14 protein-coding genes are annotated in these 15,217 nt (G+C 66.5%); 2 read left to right on the forward strand and 12 right to left on the reverse strand.

What is annotated here, in order from left to right:
- Nucleotides 1–88 precede the first annotated feature (88 nt).
- The 3 genes from RYH80_RS16875 to RYH80_RS16885 are packed head-to-tail and all read right to left on the reverse strand — an operon-like array spanning nucleotide 89 to nucleotide 2,247.
- Nucleotides 89–970: a proteasome assembly chaperone family protein gene (locus RYH80_RS16875; protein ID WP_370905254.1), complete on the reverse strand. Its 882-nt coding sequence runs from the start codon at nucleotides 968–970 to the stop codon at nucleotides 89–91.
- Nucleotides 971–1,022: 52 nt separating this feature from the next.
- Complete coding sequence (locus RYH80_RS16880; RefSeq protein ID WP_370905255.1) at nucleotides 1,023–1,397, reverse strand: winged helix-turn-helix domain-containing protein; 375 nt, start codon at nucleotides 1,395–1,397, stop codon at nucleotides 1,023–1,025.
- 46 nt (nucleotides 1,398–1,443) lie between these two features.
- Nucleotides 1,444–2,247, reverse strand: coding sequence for a methyl-accepting chemotaxis protein (locus RYH80_RS16885; protein ID WP_370905256.1), 804 nt, complete (start codon nucleotides 2,245–2,247; stop codon nucleotides 1,444–1,446).
- A 423-nt stretch (nucleotides 2,248–2,670) separates the two neighbouring features.
- Here RYH80_RS16885 and RYH80_RS16890 point away from each other — a divergent pair, with 423 nt between their 5' ends.
- Nucleotides 2,671–3,309, forward strand: coding sequence for a TetR/AcrR family transcriptional regulator (locus tag RYH80_RS16890; RefSeq protein ID WP_370905257.1), 639 nt, complete (start codon nucleotides 2,671–2,673; stop codon nucleotides 3,307–3,309).
- A gap of 63 nt (nucleotides 3,310–3,372) precedes the next feature.
- Here RYH80_RS16890 and RYH80_RS16895 read toward each other — a convergent pair whose 3' ends face one another.
- Both RYH80_RS16895 and RYH80_RS16900 read right to left on the reverse strand, forming a co-directional pair.
- Complete coding sequence (locus tag RYH80_RS16895; RefSeq protein WP_370905258.1) at nucleotides 3,373–4,302, reverse strand: ABC transporter substrate-binding protein; 930 nt, start codon at nucleotides 4,300–4,302, stop codon at nucleotides 3,373–3,375.
- Nucleotides 4,303–4,410: 108 nt separating this feature from the next.
- The gene (locus RYH80_RS16900) at nucleotides 4,411–6,033 is read right to left on the reverse strand and encodes an ABC transporter permease (RefSeq protein ID WP_370905259.1); all 1,623 of its coding nucleotides are present in this window, start codon (nucleotides 6,031–6,033) and stop codon (nucleotides 4,411–4,413) included.
- A gap of 171 nt (nucleotides 6,034–6,204) precedes the next feature.
- Between RYH80_RS16900 and RYH80_RS16905 the strand changes: the two genes are divergently transcribed.
- Complete coding sequence (locus tag RYH80_RS16905; protein ID WP_370905260.1) at nucleotides 6,205–6,648, forward strand: acyl-CoA thioesterase; 444 nt, start codon at nucleotides 6,205–6,207, stop codon at nucleotides 6,646–6,648.
- Nucleotides 6,649–6,732: 84 nt separating this feature from the next.
- Here RYH80_RS16905 and RYH80_RS16910 read toward each other — a convergent pair whose 3' ends face one another.
- The 7 genes from RYH80_RS16910 to RYH80_RS16940 form a co-directional block, all read right to left on the reverse strand.
- Nucleotides 6,733–7,776: an NAD(P)/FAD-dependent oxidoreductase gene (locus RYH80_RS16910; protein WP_370905261.1), complete on the reverse strand. Its 1,044-nt coding sequence runs from the start codon at nucleotides 7,774–7,776 to the stop codon at nucleotides 6,733–6,735.
- A 109-nt stretch (nucleotides 7,777–7,885) separates the two neighbouring features.
- Nucleotides 7,886–9,235 carry an ABC transporter ATP-binding protein gene (locus tag RYH80_RS16915; protein ID WP_370905262.1) on the reverse strand — a complete coding sequence of 450 codons (1,350 nt, stop codon included), beginning with the start codon at nucleotides 9,233–9,235 and terminating at the stop codon, nucleotides 7,886–7,888.
- The gene (locus RYH80_RS16920) at nucleotides 9,228–10,265 is read right to left on the reverse strand and encodes an ABC transporter ATP-binding protein (RefSeq protein WP_370905263.1); all 1,038 of its coding nucleotides are present in this window, start codon (nucleotides 10,263–10,265) and stop codon (nucleotides 9,228–9,230) included. The genes RYH80_RS16915 and RYH80_RS16920 overlap by 8 nt, the downstream gene beginning before the upstream one ends.
- Nucleotides 10,262–11,452 carry an ABC transporter permease gene (locus RYH80_RS16925; protein WP_370905264.1) on the reverse strand — a complete coding sequence of 397 codons (1,191 nt, stop codon included), beginning with the start codon at nucleotides 11,450–11,452 and terminating at the stop codon, nucleotides 10,262–10,264. The genes RYH80_RS16920 and RYH80_RS16925 overlap by 4 nt, the downstream gene beginning before the upstream one ends.
- 6 nt (nucleotides 11,453–11,458) lie before the next feature.
- Nucleotides 11,459–12,433, reverse strand: coding sequence for an ABC transporter permease (locus RYH80_RS16930; RefSeq protein ID WP_370905265.1), 975 nt, complete (start codon nucleotides 12,431–12,433; stop codon nucleotides 11,459–11,461).
- Nucleotides 12,434–12,504: 71 nt separating this feature from the next.
- Entirely contained in the window at nucleotides 12,505–14,346 is a 1,842-nt protein-coding gene (locus RYH80_RS16935) for an ABC transporter substrate-binding protein (RefSeq protein ID WP_370905266.1), read from the reverse strand.
- Nucleotides 14,347–14,795: 449 nt separating this feature from the next.
- Nucleotides 14,796–15,215, reverse strand: coding sequence for a DUF6360 family protein (locus tag RYH80_RS16940; protein WP_370905267.1), 420 nt, complete (start codon nucleotides 15,213–15,215; stop codon nucleotides 14,796–14,798).
- Nucleotides 15,216–15,217: the final 2 nt, after the last annotated feature.

Here is a 15,217-nt window from a genome sequence, read left to right on the forward strand (position 1 = left end):
ATAACCACTTTTGTTGACGTTTCAGTATCGTCACCAACAAGCAAGATGTTTTGTTCGAACTCGTCACTGCTGACGGTTCACCACCGTTTCACATATACATCCCGCCACTCTCCGCGTACTCGCGTCCCTCGAACTCGCCGTCACCCAACTCGGCCAACTCCGCGGAGAGTCTGGCGTAGTACTCCTGCTGCTCGGCGAACTGCTCGCGCAGCCGTGACTCGTCGACTGCAACCCCGTACAGCGCTTCCAGCGCCTCGATGACGAGCAGCGACGCCTCGAAGTCCGGCCCCGGTGGGTGTGCGGGCGTGACGAGTACGCCGACGGGTGGGGTGTCTCGGTCGAGCCCGCGCCCGGCGAGCACCCCGACGATGCCGTCGAAGAACCCGCGCTGGAGCGGCCGAATCACCGTCTCCTCTGTGTCCGCTCCGTCGACATCCGTCTCCTCACCGCTCGTCTCGCCGCCCGTCTCGTCACCACTCGTCTTTGCGTCCGTCTCGTCTCCGCTCACCCCGCCGTCCGAGGGGGCTGACACCACCGCCGGGTGCCGGTCGCGGTAGTCGTCCGTCGCGACGCCGAACACGGCGTGGTCAGCCGGCCCGTGGGGGTACGGGACGGCGTTGATCGCAGTGACCTCTCCGAGATCGGCGTCGTCCGCGAACCCGAACAGCGCCTCGGCGAACGCCTCCGCCGCGACGGGCGAGACGGCGATCTCTGCGAGGACGACCGTCGCGTCCAACTCCGGGACAGCGTACAGTCGGATCGGCCGCCGCGGCCGTCCGTCAGCGAACGGCGTCACCGTGGCGACGTTCCGCGTCCAAACGTGTCCGATCTGGTCGGCGTCGAACTCGCGGACGACGTGGTCGAGCACCGTGAGTCCGACCACGCCGGGGTTCGCGAGCCCGACCACCAGTCTGTCGCCCGTCTCTGTATCCGGCTCAACGACGACCTCGAACGTCGGCTCTGTCGACATGCGTCACGAGCCGGAGGGACAGGTAACGACTCTTCGGGTGGCGGCGACGGCGTCAGACCCCGTCGAGGTGGACGTGGACCAACCGGTCACACTCCGACTCCCCACAGACGGGACACTCGTCGGTCTCGAGACGGACGCGGTCGGCCGCTTCCCCGTCGGCGGACTCGACACTCGCCCCGTCCTCGGCGACGACCCACAGCGACTCGCTGCGGTAGTTCAGGGTGTACCCCTCGCCGGTGTCGGTGAGGAAGTGCCGCGCGACCTCCCGGAGGTGGTAGTTGAACCGGCCGGGATCGGCGACGCCGACGCGGTCCCGGAGGTCGCTGAACGGGACCGGCTCGCCGGCGGCTGCGAGTTCTCGGAGAATGTCGACACGAATCTCGTGTGTCAGCGCACTCAGTGCGCCCCCGAACGGCTGGTCGGTCACGGACCGACACAGGAACGTCTCTGTGGTGTACTTTCTGGTGACGGGATCAAACCCGATCGCGGAGTTCGCGGGCCTGACTGATCGCGTCCATCAGGTCGTCGGCGAGTACCTCCACGTCGTCGGCGTGTCGCTGCGTCGCGTCGGCCACGTCGTCGACGCTCTCGGAGGTCTCGCTCGCTCGCTCCGCGATGTCGTCGATCTCCGCGACGGCGTCGTCGATCGACGCCGCGGCACCGTTGGTGTGTTCCTCGGCCGTCGAGACGTGGGCGGCGGTGTCGTCGACGGCGGCTTGCACCTCCGCGACGACGGACTCGATCTCGCCCGCCTGGTCTTGGACCTCGCCGGCCAGTTCCTTCACCTCGTCGGCGACGACGGCGAACCCGTCGCCCGCGTCGCCCGCGTCGCCGCCGGCGCGGGCGGCCTCGATGGACGCGTTCAACGCGAGCATGTTCGTCTGGTCCGCGATGTCGCCGATGACGCGGGTGATCTCCTCGATCCGGCCCACCGTCTCCGAGAGTGTGGTCAACTCCTCGCGAGCGGCGGCGACCGACTCGGCGGCCGTCTCGATGTCGGACTGTGCGTCGTCGGCAGTCTCGCGTGCGGCGTCGGCACGCTCGACGACCGCCGTACTGCTGTCGTTGGCATCGGTGGCACTGCGCGACAGCTGATCGATCACGTCCTCCGCGTCGCTCAACTCCGTGCCGACCCGCGACAGTAACTCGGCGTGGTCCTCGGCCAGCGTGGCTACGTCACCCGCACTGACCCCGCCGTCGGTGACGCCGGCCGTCCGCTCGCCGTCGCCCACGTCTCTCTCGCCACGACTCCCGTCCGTCGACTCGTTGGCGTCCATCGTGCGTCGGTGGCGCAGGGGCAGTGAAAACGCTTGGCCCGCAGTTCTCCACACCGAGAACGAGACGCCCGTCGCGACGACCGGAGCCAGTCCGCTTGACGGCTCTCTCGTGATCGCACCGCGCACACGGCGGCACCTGCGCGGTCATCTCCTGCCGACCCGTCCGTTCGTGTGCGTGAAGAACACACACGCCGTGGCTTGAGACCACTCGCGGCCGGACGACCGAGTGGTATGTCCGACGGAGAAGACGAGGACCACGTCTGTGACTGTGGCGAGACGTTCGACACACTCGAAGCACTTCGGGAACACGCGGAGGCCGAACACTGAGGCGCCACGGCCCGGGTGGCTCCGTCGCGGGTCGCGGAGACTGATTCCCGACGACGAGCACGACGCTCTTCCGTCGCAAGGACGTGCAGTGAGTCGATGCCAGACGGATTCAGCGACGAGGAGCGCGAGCGGGTCCGCGAGGCGCTGCTTGAGGCCGGTCGCGAGCAGTTCGCCCGGTACGGTCGCGAGAAGACCACCATCGCGGAGTTGACCGACGCGGCCGGGATCGCGGACGGCACCTTCTACCGCTTCTACGACTCCAAGCTGGCGCTGTACGCCGACGTGCTGGACCGCGAAGGGGAGCGACTGGCCCCGGAGTTGCTCGCCCCGCTGGAGGTACACGACGACCCGGAACCGGCGATCGCGGCGTTCCTCCGCACGGTGATGGACGAGATCGAGACGAACCCACTGATCGAGCGGCTGTTGGTCGACACCGACGAGATGCAGCGGCTGCGCGAGTTCCACGGCGTCGAGGGTGTCGCGGCCGAACGCGAGCAGTCACTCGGGTACCTGCTCCCGTACGTCGAGGCGTGGTACGAAGCCGGTCGCGTCCGGGGGCCGGACCCAGAGACCGTCGCCAACGCCGTCCGCGCGGTGACGTTCCTCACGCTCCACCGCGCGGATCTCGGGGAGGAACTGTACCACGACACGCGGAACCTCGTGATCGACGCCGTCGCTCGCGGACTGGTGCGCGACGCGACGGAGTCCGACGGGCCGACCGGGCGAGAGGAGTGATACCACCCGTACGAGCAGTGACACCCACAGGAGGGGTGACACCCACACGAGCGGCGACACTGCTCAGTCGTCGGCGGTGACGGGCGTCGCCGGGAGCGGGTCCCGCCGCACGGCGTCGGCCGGTGGCTCCGAGAACAGCTCCGGGTGGAGCACACTGGCCAGGTACTCCAGCGTCTCGACGAGTCGCGGTCCCGGTCGGTTCACGTAGTGGTTCCCGTCGAGTACCGCCACGCGGTCCTCGCGAACTGCCGACAACGTCGCGAACCCCTCGCGATCGGCGAGCGCGGGGAGCTCCCCGACCGTCCGTTTCACGTCGAACCCACACGGCGCGGCGACGAGCACGTCCGGGTCCGCCTCGCGGAGTCGCGCCCACTCGACGGGGCCGGACCGCTCGCCCGGCTCCGCGAGCAGGAACTCGCCGCCGGCGATCTCGACCAACTCCGGCACCCAGTGGCCGCTCACCATCGGCGGCTCGAGCCAGTCGAGCACCGTCACCGTCGGCGTCTCGTCCGCCTCCGCCACACGCTCGCGAACGCGTTCCACGCGCTCGGCCAACTCCGCGCGCAGTTCCGTCGCGGTCTCCTCGCGACCCAGCACCGCACCCAACCGCTCCACGTCGTCGAACACGTCGTCAAGCGTGTGTGGGTGACTGGTGACGATCTCCGCGTCCAACTCTAACTCGGCGACGGTGTCGCGGACGACGCTCTCGTCGACGGCACACACGTCACAGATCCCCTGCGTGACGACCACGTCCGGGTCCAACTCGCGGAGCCGGTCGCGGTCCAACTCGTAGACACCTCCCTCGGACTGTACCGACTGGACGGCGTCGTCGACCTCGCCGCTGGTGCCGCTCGTGTCGATCCGCGAGTGGACCACGTCAGGCAGGGCCGCGACGCGTGGCGGGTAGTCGCACTCGTGAGTGACGCCGACCGGGTCGACACCGAGTGCACAGACGGTCTCCGTCGCCGACGGCAGCAGCGAGACGACTCGCATACACACTCGTGGGGTCGCTGTCCGGAAAAACGTCTCCCCCGGTTGCCCGGACACGACGTGTCCCACCCCGGGAGCTGACGACCTGCGTGAGACGGCCACCGGGCGAGGTCAGCCGCCGATCGCCCCGCTCGTCTCGTTCCCGCCGCCTCCGGCGGTGGCGTTACCCTGCTGGATCTCCACCGTCTCGTTGCCGTAGACGAACAGCCGTTCGACGACCTCGCCGCGGTCGTTGCGCTTGACGATCACCAGCGTCGGCTCGCGGCCGTCGTCGTCCGCCCCGTCACCGGCTCTGTCGGGCGCCGCCGCGGTGGTGTTCCCGCGGAGGAACGCCCGGATCGCACCGGTCGTCTCCGCTTCGGTCACGTCCGAGGACTGCGCGTTCACGAACGCGACGTAGCTGATCCCGGAGGCGTCCGTCGGGACGATCCGCAACTCCCAGTACAGCGTCCCGTTCACGACCGCCGGAATCGGCTCACTCGGGGTGAACCGGTTCCAGTCGGTCGTCCGTGCGGCCTGCCGCACGAAGTCCGGTGCCTTCCGCGGGCCGAGCAACGTATCGCCAGAGGCCGTCCGGAACGACTCGAACTCGCCGGATCTGGGGTCGATCACCCACACCTCGCGGAGCCCCTGCGTCTCCCCGAACGGTTCCGCGGCGACGAAGTAGGTCAACCCCTCGTCCGTCCGCACGAGGAACGGCTGCTCGTTCCCCTCACCCGGCAGCGGGGCGAGTTCGATCTCGTCCTCGTGGGCGCCGACGACGGGTAGCGTGTTCACGATCCCGTTGCGGTACCGCGTCGCCGCCACCCGCTGGCGCGCCAGTCCGAACGGGTAGAGTCGCTGGTCGGACAACACCTCGTTCTCCCGTGCGGCCTCCGGTGAGAGGTGCTGGATGTTCCCGTCGGAGTCGATCAGGGCGACGCCACCCCACGACGGCCGCGTGAACGGGATCGGGAACCGGAACTCGAACACGGGCTCAGTGTACGGGACGGCGATGTACTGGTCGCCCTCGTGGACGACCATGAACGGGTCCTGGTACTCCACGAGGTACGGACCGGACTTGCGGAGTTGCCAGCCGTACGAGTCCGTGACGCCCATCCCGATCCCGGTGTCGAGTTCACCTTCGACGACGCGCACGTCCTTCCCCTTCGTCTCCATGTTGACGAGGACGGTGCCGTTCTGTCTCTCGAGGAAGGTGTTGCGCGTCCCGTCGGGTGCCAGCGCGTAACTCCAGTAGGTGGTGCCGTTCACCACGCTCACGTCGCCGCCGGTCGCCTTGAACCGCGAGGTCTGCAGCGAGTTGCTCGCGTAGCGGTTCGCGACCGCACGCGGGACGATCCGCGGGTGGTCGGCGTCGATCTCCGGCAGACTCGCGCGTCGTTCGGCGTCCGCCACCGTGTCGGCACCCAGCGCCGCGGCGCTGTAGTACCCGCCGAGTGTCAACGCCGCGAGCAACACCACGACGGCGACACCACCGGCGAACTGTACGCCCACCTCGCCGGACAACCGGCCGCGGAGGCGGTACAGCACGACGCCGCCCACCGCGACCGCGACGAGCAGTTCCGGCGTCGTGTACACCCCCATCACGATCCCGTGGAGCCACGGTCTGACGAAGTAGCCGACGCCGAGCAGTACGACCAGCAGCACCGCCGGGCCGACGAGTCCACGCGCGCCACCGCCACTGGACCCCGACGGGTTCACGTCGACATCGAAGTCGTCGCCGTCGTCACTCATCGTGATACCCGGAGTGTGGCGGCGGGCAAGTATGTTCGGGTCACGTCTCTGTCGGTGAAAGTCGGTTCTCCGGCGCGTTCACGTCGGTCCAGTCTCGTCGTAGTCGGTGGCCCGCAGTCGGCGACTCGACCACGCCGCCAGGGCTATCCCCGCCGGGGACACAGTGACCACGTGCCGAGTGTCAGCGACACCTACATCGAGAACAGAGAGCGCGTCCAGCCGGACGACGCGAACAACTACGGCTCCGCACACGGGGGCAACGTCGTCAAGTGGATGGACGAGGTGGGGGCGCTGTCGGCGATGCGACTCGCCGGCACGACCTGTGTCACGGCCCGGATCGACAGTCTGAGCTTCGAACGGCCGATCCCGCAGGGAGACACCTGTGTCGTCGAGTCGTACGCCTACGCCACCGGGCGGACGAGCGTCCGCGTCCGTCTCCGGGCGTTCCGCGAGTCGCCCCGTACCGGCGAGCGCGAACAGACGACGGACTCGTACTTCGTCTTCGTCGCCGTCGACGACGAGATGCTCCCGACGGAGGTCCCCGAGTTGACCGTCGAGGGGGAACGCTGTCGTGCCCTCCGCGACGAGGCGCTCGCCGGCGAGGAGTCGAACTGAAAGCGGCGAGATCGATCCGAGACAACCGAGACCGATCCGAGACGGATCAGACCGATCCGAGACGACCGGGACCGACCTGTCCGCTCAGAGACGGTCCGCCAGCCGGTCTCCCGTCTCTAACCCATTGCGCAGCGCCGTGTGGAGTCGTGCCTCGCCGCCGACCCAGTCGCCCAGTACCCACAGCCCCTCCTCTTCGGCGGCCTCGCGGGCCGCAGTCGGGAGTTCGTCCTCCGGCAGCGCGTAGCGCCACCCTTGGTTGTCGGTCCAGTCGGGGTCTCGGAGTCGGTCGTCGCCGACGATGTCGGCGGCGTGATCCGCGAGCCGGTCGACGTTCTCGTCGGGGTCGTCGTCGTAGTGCTCGACAGACCACTCGTGGTTCGCCTGGACGATCAACAGCGACTCGCCATCGGGGACGTGGCCCGCCTTACACTCCTCGCGGGAGATCCAGCCGACCGCGTGCTCTTTCGTCGTGTCGACGAGCCCGTAGTACGGCACGTCCAGTGGGAACTCGTAGTGGAGCACCGCGGTCCAGATCGTCCGGTAGGACACGTCGCTCGCGGCGTCGACGAGTCGCTCGCGAGCCGGCGAGTCCCACTCGGCCGTCTCCAGCAGTTCGGCAGTCTGAGGTGCGGGCGGGTTCGCCAACAGCACGTCGAACGGGCCGTGTCGGTCTCCGTCGGTGTCGACCAGCGACCACGTCTCCGCCTCGGCGTCGTGTCCGATCGTCTCGACGCGCGTTCGCCGGTGGACCGTCGCGTCCGTCCGGCCGAACAGTCGCTTGGCGATCTGTGTGAGTCCGGCCTCGTAGGACCACTTGTGGTCGTCGGCGTCGCGCCCCGGCGAGACGTCGCCCTCGGCGTCGAATGTGTAGATTGGTTCGCTCGCGTCCACCAGCCCTTCGTCGTCGAGGCGCTCGGTCAACAGGTCGACGACGCGGTCGTCGGCGGACTTCACGTAGTTCGCGCCGTAGTCGTAGGTCAACGCCTCGTGCCGGCGCGTGGCCGCACGCCCACACAGGCCGCCAGACTTCTCCAACACCGTCACCTCGGCGTCGACACCCGACGTTGCGAGTTGGAACACTGCCGCCGCGGACGCCGCGCCGGCTCCGATGACTCCGATTCGTGTCACGGAACGACTTACGACTTGGACCGACAAAACCCCACGCTCTTCGGCGACGTGTCGCCTCGGCGGAGTCGCGCCGGAACCGACGGCCGAAGTTGAAAAAGCGCCCGCGTCCTCAGTCGTCTGCGGGTGCCGTCTGCAGGTCCTGTTCGCCGGCGCGGTCGTGGAGGAGACACGCCGACTTGTGGTCGTCGCCGTGATCGGTGTACTCGGGGTTCGTCTCCTCACACGGCGTCGAGAACTGCATCATCGTCTCCGCGGCCCCGGGCTGGTCGTCCGCGAGCAACTGCTCGAACGTCTCGTCGAGTGCCTCGGCGACCGTCGGGTCGTCGGCGCTCGTCGGGAGCTCGAACTCCTCGCGGATCTCCGTCTCGACGGCCTCGTCGGACACCGCCTCGGCGCTCTCGCTCTCCGCGGCCAGCCCCGCACGGGTGCTCTCGACGTCGATCTCGCCCGTTCGGACCTTGTCGCGGAACGTCAACAGCGCCCGCCAGTCCTCCTGGTCCAAATCGTACTCGTCGGGCATGATGACGCGGTGACACCGGGTGTGGAACCGACAGCCGTCCGGCGGCGCCGTCGGACTCGGGACCGTCCCGTTCAACTCGATGTTCTCGCGACCGGCACGCGGATCGGGCTGGGGAATCGCCGACAGCAGCGCCTCCGTGTACGGGTGCTGTGGGTCCGCGAACACCTGGTCGGTCGGCCCCAACTCGACGATCTCGCCGAGGTACATCACCGCGACCCTGTCACACACCTCGCGGATGACCGACATGTCGTGGCTGATGAACAGCATCGACAGCCCGAACTCCTCTTGAATCTCGTTGATGAGAGAAAGGATCTCCGCGCGGATCGACACGTCCAGCGCGGACACGGGCTCGTCCGCCACGATGAAGTCCGGGTTCAACACGAGTGCCCGAGCCAGCGCGATACGCTGTTTCTGCCCGCCGGAGAACTCGTGAGGGTACCGGTCGTAGTCGCTCGCCATCAGTCCGACCCGCTCCAGCAGGTCCTCGACGATGGCTCGGCGACGGTGTCTGTCGGTCATCCCGTGGACCTCCAGCAGCTCCGCCACCGACTTCCCGACCTTCATCCGTGGGTCGAAACTCGACGACGGGTCCTGGAAGATCATCTGTGCGTCCCGACGGAACCGCTTCAGTTCCTGGTCGTCGAACTCCGTGATGTCGTTCGGGTGCGTGCCGTCGGCGTTGCGACTCTTGCCGCCGCGACCGCCGCCGTTGAAGATCACTTCCCCGTCGGTCGGGTCCTCCAGGCGGATGATCGAGGAGGCCGCCGTCGACTTCCCACACCCGGACTCGCCGACGAGCCCGAGCGTCTCGCCCGGCTGGATGTCGAAGGAGATTCCGTCGACCGCCTTCGCCGCGCCGACCTGCCGGTTGAGGATCCCCTTCTTGATCGGGTAGTGCTTCTTCAGGTTCCGCACGGAGACGATCGGTTCCTCAGTCATCCGCGACACCTCCGCTGCGAGCCGCACCACTGTCGTCGCCGGTGATCACGGACTCGTCGTACCCCGGCCCGTAGTAGATGCAGGAGGCACTGTGGTCGTCCGCGACCTCGTGCTCCGGCGGGTGCTCGCCCGTGTGACAGGCGTCGACTGCGTAGTCACACCTGGGGGCGAACCGACAGCCGTCCGGCACGTTCACCGGACTCGGGAGCGACCCGCCGATCCCCTCGACCGCCTTGCTCCTGCCGGGGAGACACTCCATCAGCGCCTTCGTGTACGGGTGCGAGGGGTTCTCGAACACCTCGAACACGTCGCCACGTTCCATCACCTTCCCGGCGTACATCACGACCACGTGGTCGGCGATCTCCGCGACCACACCGAGGTCGTGCGTGACGAAGAGCACACCCATCCCGTAGTCGTCTTGCAGCCGGTCGAGCAGGTCGAGGATCTCCGCCTGGACGGTCACGTCCAGTGCCGTCGTCGGCTCGTCGGCGATCAACAGGTCCGGGTTCGTCACCAGCGCCATCGCGATCATCACGCGCTGTTTCTGGCCACCGGAGAACTCGTGCGGGTAGTCGTCGAACCGCGCGGCGGCGTTGGCGATCCCACACTCCGAGAGGAGTTCGATCCCACGCTCGCGCGCCGCCTCGCGGGACACGTCCTCGTGCATCTGGACCGCCTCGACGATCTGCCACCCGACGGTGTAACAGTGGTTCAGGGCGTCTTGCGGGTTCTGGAAGATGTGTGCGATCTTTCCGCCACGGAGGTCCTGGAGCGACTCGTCGTCCATCTCCGTGACCTCCTCGCCACGGAACCGGATCGAGCCCTCGATGTGGCCCGGCGGGCTCTTGACGATTCGCGAGACGGACTCCGTCGCGACCGTCTTCCCGGAGCCGGACTCGCCGACGATACACACCGTCTCCTCCTCCGCGACGGTGAAGTCGACGCCGTCGACTGCCGTCACTGTGCCACCGTCCGTGTCGAACGTCGTCGTGAGGTCTTCGACCTCGAGTAGTGGGGGTGTCCCGCTCATGATTCGTTCTCCGCGCTCGCTTCGGGGTTCAGTGCGTCGAGCAGTGCGTCACCGAGGAAGTTGAACGCCAGGATCGTGAGGAACAGGAAGATCCCCGGAGCCAGCGTGATCCACGGGGCGAACCCGAGGTCGTCGCGGCCCGTCGAGATCAACTGTCCCCACGAGGGCACCGTGGAGTCACCCAGGCCGAGGAACGCGAGTTGTGCCTCGGCCAGGATGAACCCCGGCACCAACAGCGTCACGTCGGTGATGATACTGCTCGCGGTGTTCGGGACGATGTGTCGCCGAACGATCCGGTACGTGCTCGCCCCACTCAGTTTCACCGCCTTGATGTACTCCTCTTCCACCTTCGAGAGGGCGTTACTCCTGACGTACCGAGAGGTACCCTCCCAGGAGAACAGCCCGAACAAGACGATGAACAGGAACAGGCCCCCGCCCCAGATGTAGAGGATCAGCAGGTAGAGGATGAACGTAGGGAACGACTGCTGGATGTCGACCCACCGCATCAGGATCTCGTCGACCAGCCCACCGGCGTACGCGGCGGTGGTCCCGACGGCGGTCCCGATGGTGATCACGATCAGCGTCGCGATGAAGCCGATCTTCATGCTGATCTGCATCCCGTAGATGATGATCTTGAAGATGTCACGCCCCTGCTGGGTCGTCCCGAGCGGGTGTGCCAACGTCCCCTGGCAGGCACCGCCCGCGACGGTACCCACACAGTTGATCACGAAGTTCGTGTTCACCTCCATGAACATCGGCGGCTGGTACTTCCTGAACAGCGCCACTTCGGGCGCCGAGAGGAAGACGGGACCGACGATCCCAGCCAGGAAGATGAACAGGAGCCACCCGAGACTGACGAGTGCCGGGCGGTTCTTCTTGAACTGTCGCCAGTAGTACTTCGTCATCCGTGGGTTCTGGTACAACGGGAGGACCCCGTAGAACCCGAAGACGACGAGAGAGAGGCTGAACAGGTAGTCGAGTTGCGACACGTCGTAGCCCCAGCCGACGAACTCGAAGGTCGGGGTGTACTGTCCGAGTGCGACGAAGTCGTAGGCGAGCAGCGCCAGAATCGCCAGCGTCGTGACGACGGTCCCGAGGAAGTTCACCGAGAACCCTCTGCCACTCGACTGGCTGACCTCCTCCCAGTCGACCTCGTCGAATCGTTGGTTGGAATCTTGAGTTGCCATGCTTGTCTATCTGTCAGAGAAGTCGATGCGCGGATCCAGGACCGTGTACACGAGGTCCTGTAGCAGGTTCCCCACGGTCGCGACGAACGTGAAGAACAGTGTCGATCCGAGCACGACGTTGGTGTCTTGAGCGATGAGCGCGCTGAACAGGAGCCTCCCGAGCCCGGGAATCCCGAACACGACCTCGACCAACAGCGACGCTCCGGTGAACAAGTACAACAGGTACCCGACCAGCGTGGTCGAGACGGGTACCAGCGTCGGCCGGAGGACGTGCCGGAAGTAGATCCGGTAGATCGAGACCCCCTTCGCACGCGCCGTCTTCACGAAGTCCGCGTTGACGTACTCGGCGGCTTCGTTGCGCGACACGCGCATGAGTCCACCGATGGACCCCGTGACGAGCACGAACACGGGGACCACCAACTGGACGAAGTTGTCCCAACTGAACACGGCTACGTCGGTGTCGTAGATGATCGGGATCCACTCCAACTCGACCCCGAACACCAACAGCAGTATGATCCCGAAGAAGAAGTTCGGGATGGCGTACCCGAAGAACGCGAAGCCGGTGGCTAAGTGGTCACGCCAGCTGTACTGGTTCGCGGCCGAGTACAGCCCGACGACGGGACCGATCAGGATAGTGAGCAGCGTCCACGGTATGGAGTACTGCGCAGTGTAGAACAGGGCGTTCAGGATCGCCTCTGTCACCGGTTGACTCCGTGTGTCGGACCACCCCCACTGGAGGGTGTAGATACTCGACACGTAGTCGACGTACCGCACCCACGGCGGTCGGTCGAGCCCGAGTCGTTGCCTCGCGTCTTCGCGCGCCTCGTTCGGGTTACCGCCCTCGAGTGCCGCCTGTGTCGACGCTGCTCGAACCTCCGGGTTCGGCGCAGCAGCCAACAGGCCCCACGTGATCGAGACGATGATGAACGTCACGAAGAACGCCCATGCGACACGTCTAGTTACGTACCATCCCATTCCCATGTGTGTAATCTCCTGTCAAACAGTGGTTCTCGACGGTCGTTGAAAAACGATACGGACGGGGGCGAGAGGCGTTACTCCTCTCGGTACCAGGCGTCGCCGTTCCAGCCGTTGAAGAAGTTCTCGGCGGGACCGACGATGTCGCTGGAGTACCCGGACTGATCCGGAGTGAACGCCAGCATCCCCATCGGCTGATCCTCGGCGATCTTCGTGAAGATCTCTGCCAACGTCGACTTCAGCTCCTCCTCACTGGACGCCGTGGACGCCTGGTTGAACAGCTCCTTGGCGTTCCAGGACGGGTAGTACCCGTACGGGTTGTAGAAGGAGTCCTTGATGAAGAACACGGACCCGGTGGTCGGGTTCAGCGGGTAGGTGTTCAGCCCGTAGACCAGCGACATGTCCCAGCCGTTCTGGCTCGTCGCCTTCGTCCGCGGCCCGGCGTTGTAGTTCCCGTTACTCCACTCGAGGGAGTCGGCGTTGTCCGGAATCTCCTGCTGCCAGTACTTGTTCGCGAACTGAGCGCCCTGAATGGCCTCGACGCGAACGTCGATACCGGCGTTCTTCGAGAACTCCTGTGCGACGAACTCAGCCGTCGCCTTCTCCGTGTTCTGTCCGGCGCTGTGGAAGAGGTTGAGCGACACCTGATCGCCCTCGGGGTTGACCAGCGTGTCTCCCTGGTAGGCGTAGTCCGTGTCGGCGATGGCCTCCTTGATCCGGCTCTGGGTCGCCTCCTTGCCGTAGAGGTCGCCGTCCGGGTTCCCGAACTCCGCGACCGGCTCTTCGGGGTACCACTTCGACCAGCGGGGCTGCCAGGTGTACTCCGGCTCCGCGAGCCCACGGTAGACACCCTTCACGAGCCGCTTCTTGTCGACGGCACACCCCAGTGCACGGCGGAACTTCCGCTTCCGGAACAGGTTGCCCGGACCGGTGTTCCACCCGTTGGCCCGCATGTTGTAGACGAGCGGGACGTTGTACGGCTGGGGGATGATCTCGACGTTGACGCTGTCGAGGTCACGGAACTTCGACACGCGGTTCGGCGGGATGGCGGCGTAGTCGGTGTCGCCCGTCTCCAGCGCACCGAGTCGCGACGACTGCTCTTCAACGACGCGGAGTCGGTACGTGTCGAAGTACGGAGCCTTCTCGAACAGCTCGAACTCGTCGGTCGCCTCCCGCATGAAGAACTCGTCGTTGCGGGTGAACCGGAGTTCGTTACCACGGTTCCACTCTTCGAGCTTGTACGGCCCGAGGTTCCCCGTGAACGACAGGTTGTTGAGCTCCTCGTCCTGCTTGAGCCCCTCGGCGTCCTCCTCGTTGACGTACGGCTCCAGCAGTCCCTTCGGGACCGGGTAGAGGATCGGGTCGTACGTCTCGGGGTACAGCAGGTTCGCCTCCGGCAGTTCGATCTGGATCTCGTACTCGCCGGTCTGCTGGATCGACTCGACCGTGTCGCTCCCCCAGGAGTCGCTGTCCGAGGTCGCGGTCCACTCCGCCTGCTGGAGTTCTTGGACCTGGTAGACGAAGTCCTCGGCGGTGACTTCGCCGTACGGGTCACTGAACTTCATGTTGTCGCGCACCGACGCGACCCAGACCTTCCCACCGTCGTCGGTCTCGAGCGACTCCCAGGCCTGTCCGAGGTACCGAGTCCCCGGTTTGAAGCCGTACGTCGTGAGCAGCGTCTGGGCGATGGCACCGGCTGCCGTGTTCTCCGTGTTGTAGATCCCGTTCAGGGTCTCGATCGGGCTCGAGATAACCGAAGTGTACGTCCCACCGACTTCCGGAAGGTCACTTCGTGGGGTCGGCGTGTCCGTCTCCGTCCCGAGGGCATCGCCATCGGTCTCGGTTGCCGTACCGGTCTCGGTCGCCTCGCTGCCACCACCGGAACAGCCGGCGAGTGCGGCTGCTCCGCCGATTCCCATGGCGCCGAGCCACTTCCGGCGATTGATACTTCTGTCGTCACCACGTCTGTGTGGGAGTGTCATCCACTCGTATGCTCCACCTTGCCGTATATAATCTCTTTGATCCACTCCGCCAGTGAGCGGTTGTAATGGCTGAAATTCGAATTTCAGCCACGGCTCCGTCGCCGAGTCTCGCGAATCACCGATAGTCGACCGTTACAGACTTCTCACCCGCGAGTGTGGTGGTGAGACCCGTCCGTCGTTCGGGTGACTCCCACCGTAACTGGCGGTGGTTCACCCCGGTGTCTACGCCACCGTGTCACCGAGCCAACACGGATCGTCGGGCACCGGACACACTGGTCACTGCGGCACCGTCTCACGGGCGGGTCGGCTCTCCGCCGAGAGCGTCTCACCGTCGGAGAAGTCGGTCGGAAACCACGCGGGACTCGCGCGGTCGGACGTGACCCGTCTCACTCGCCGTCGGCGGCCCGAACACGTTCGGCGTGGCGTTCGAGTGCCGCGGCGACCGCCTTGGCCTCGTCGGGGTCGAGGTGGACCCGTTCGGCGTGTGCGGGCAGGCCGGTCTCGGTGTGGTCCGCCTCGACCTCCAGTCGCACCTCGTCGGGGTCGGTCCTGTCGGCGGTCACGTTCAACACACCGAGCGTCCGCACCGCCTCGGTACCGGTCTCGTCGTAGTTCGCGCCCGCCTCGGTGTCGGTGCCGCGGGTCGCCGTCGGTCCCCCACTCCCACCGTCGTCACCACGCGACTCTGCGGCAGCCGCGGACTCTGCAGTGGCTGCGCCCCCAGACGGGTCGACACGACGGAGTGTCGTCACGTCCGCCACGTCGTTGGTCGTGTAGGCGTTGACGCGGAGCAGTCGGTCCGGCATCC

Source organism: Halobaculum sp. MBLA0147, assembly GCF_041361345.1.
Classification (GTDB): domain Archaea; phylum Halobacteriota; class Halobacteria; order Halobacteriales; family Haloferacaceae; genus JAHENP01.

Bases quoted from the DNA above. Each gene is read 5' to 3' on its own strand.
- RYH80_RS16875 (WP_370905254.1), bottom strand. From the start codon at position 970: ATGTCGACAGAGCCGACGTTCGAGGTCGTCGTTGAGCCGGATACAGAG.
- RYH80_RS16885 (WP_370905256.1), bottom strand. From the start codon at position 2,247: ATGGACGCCAACGAGTCGACGGACGGGAGTCGTGGCGAGAGAGACGTG.
- RYH80_RS16890 (WP_370905257.1), top strand. From the start codon at position 2,671: ATGCCAGACGGATTCAGCGACGAGGAGCGCGAGCGGGTCCGCGAGGCG.
- RYH80_RS16895 (WP_370905258.1), bottom strand. From the start codon at position 4,302: ATGCGAGTCGTCTCGCTGCTGCCGTCGGCGACGGAGACCGTCTGTGCA.
- RYH80_RS16900 (WP_370905259.1), bottom strand. From the start codon at position 6,033: ATGAGTGACGACGGCGACGACTTCGATGTCGACGTGAACCCGTCGGGG.
- RYH80_RS16915 (WP_370905262.1), bottom strand. From the start codon at position 9,235: ATGACTGAGGAACCGATCGTCTCCGTGCGGAACCTGAAGAAGCACTAC.
- RYH80_RS16920 (WP_370905263.1), bottom strand. From the start codon at position 10,265: ATGAGCGGGACACCCCCACTACTCGAGGTCGAAGACCTCACGACGACG.
- RYH80_RS16925 (WP_370905264.1), bottom strand. From the start codon at position 11,452: ATGGCAACTCAAGATTCCAACCAACGATTCGACGAGGTCGACTGGGAG.
- RYH80_RS16930 (WP_370905265.1), bottom strand. From the start codon at position 12,433: ATGGGAATGGGATGGTACGTAACTAGACGTGTCGCATGGGCGTTCTTC.
- RYH80_RS16935 (WP_370905266.1), bottom strand. From the start codon at position 14,346: ATGGGAATCGGCGGAGCAGCCGCACTCGCCGGCTGTTCCGGTGGTGGC.
- RYH80_RS16940 (WP_370905267.1), bottom strand. From the start codon at position 15,215: ATGCCGGACCGACTGCTCCGCGTCAACGCCTACACGACCAACGACGTG.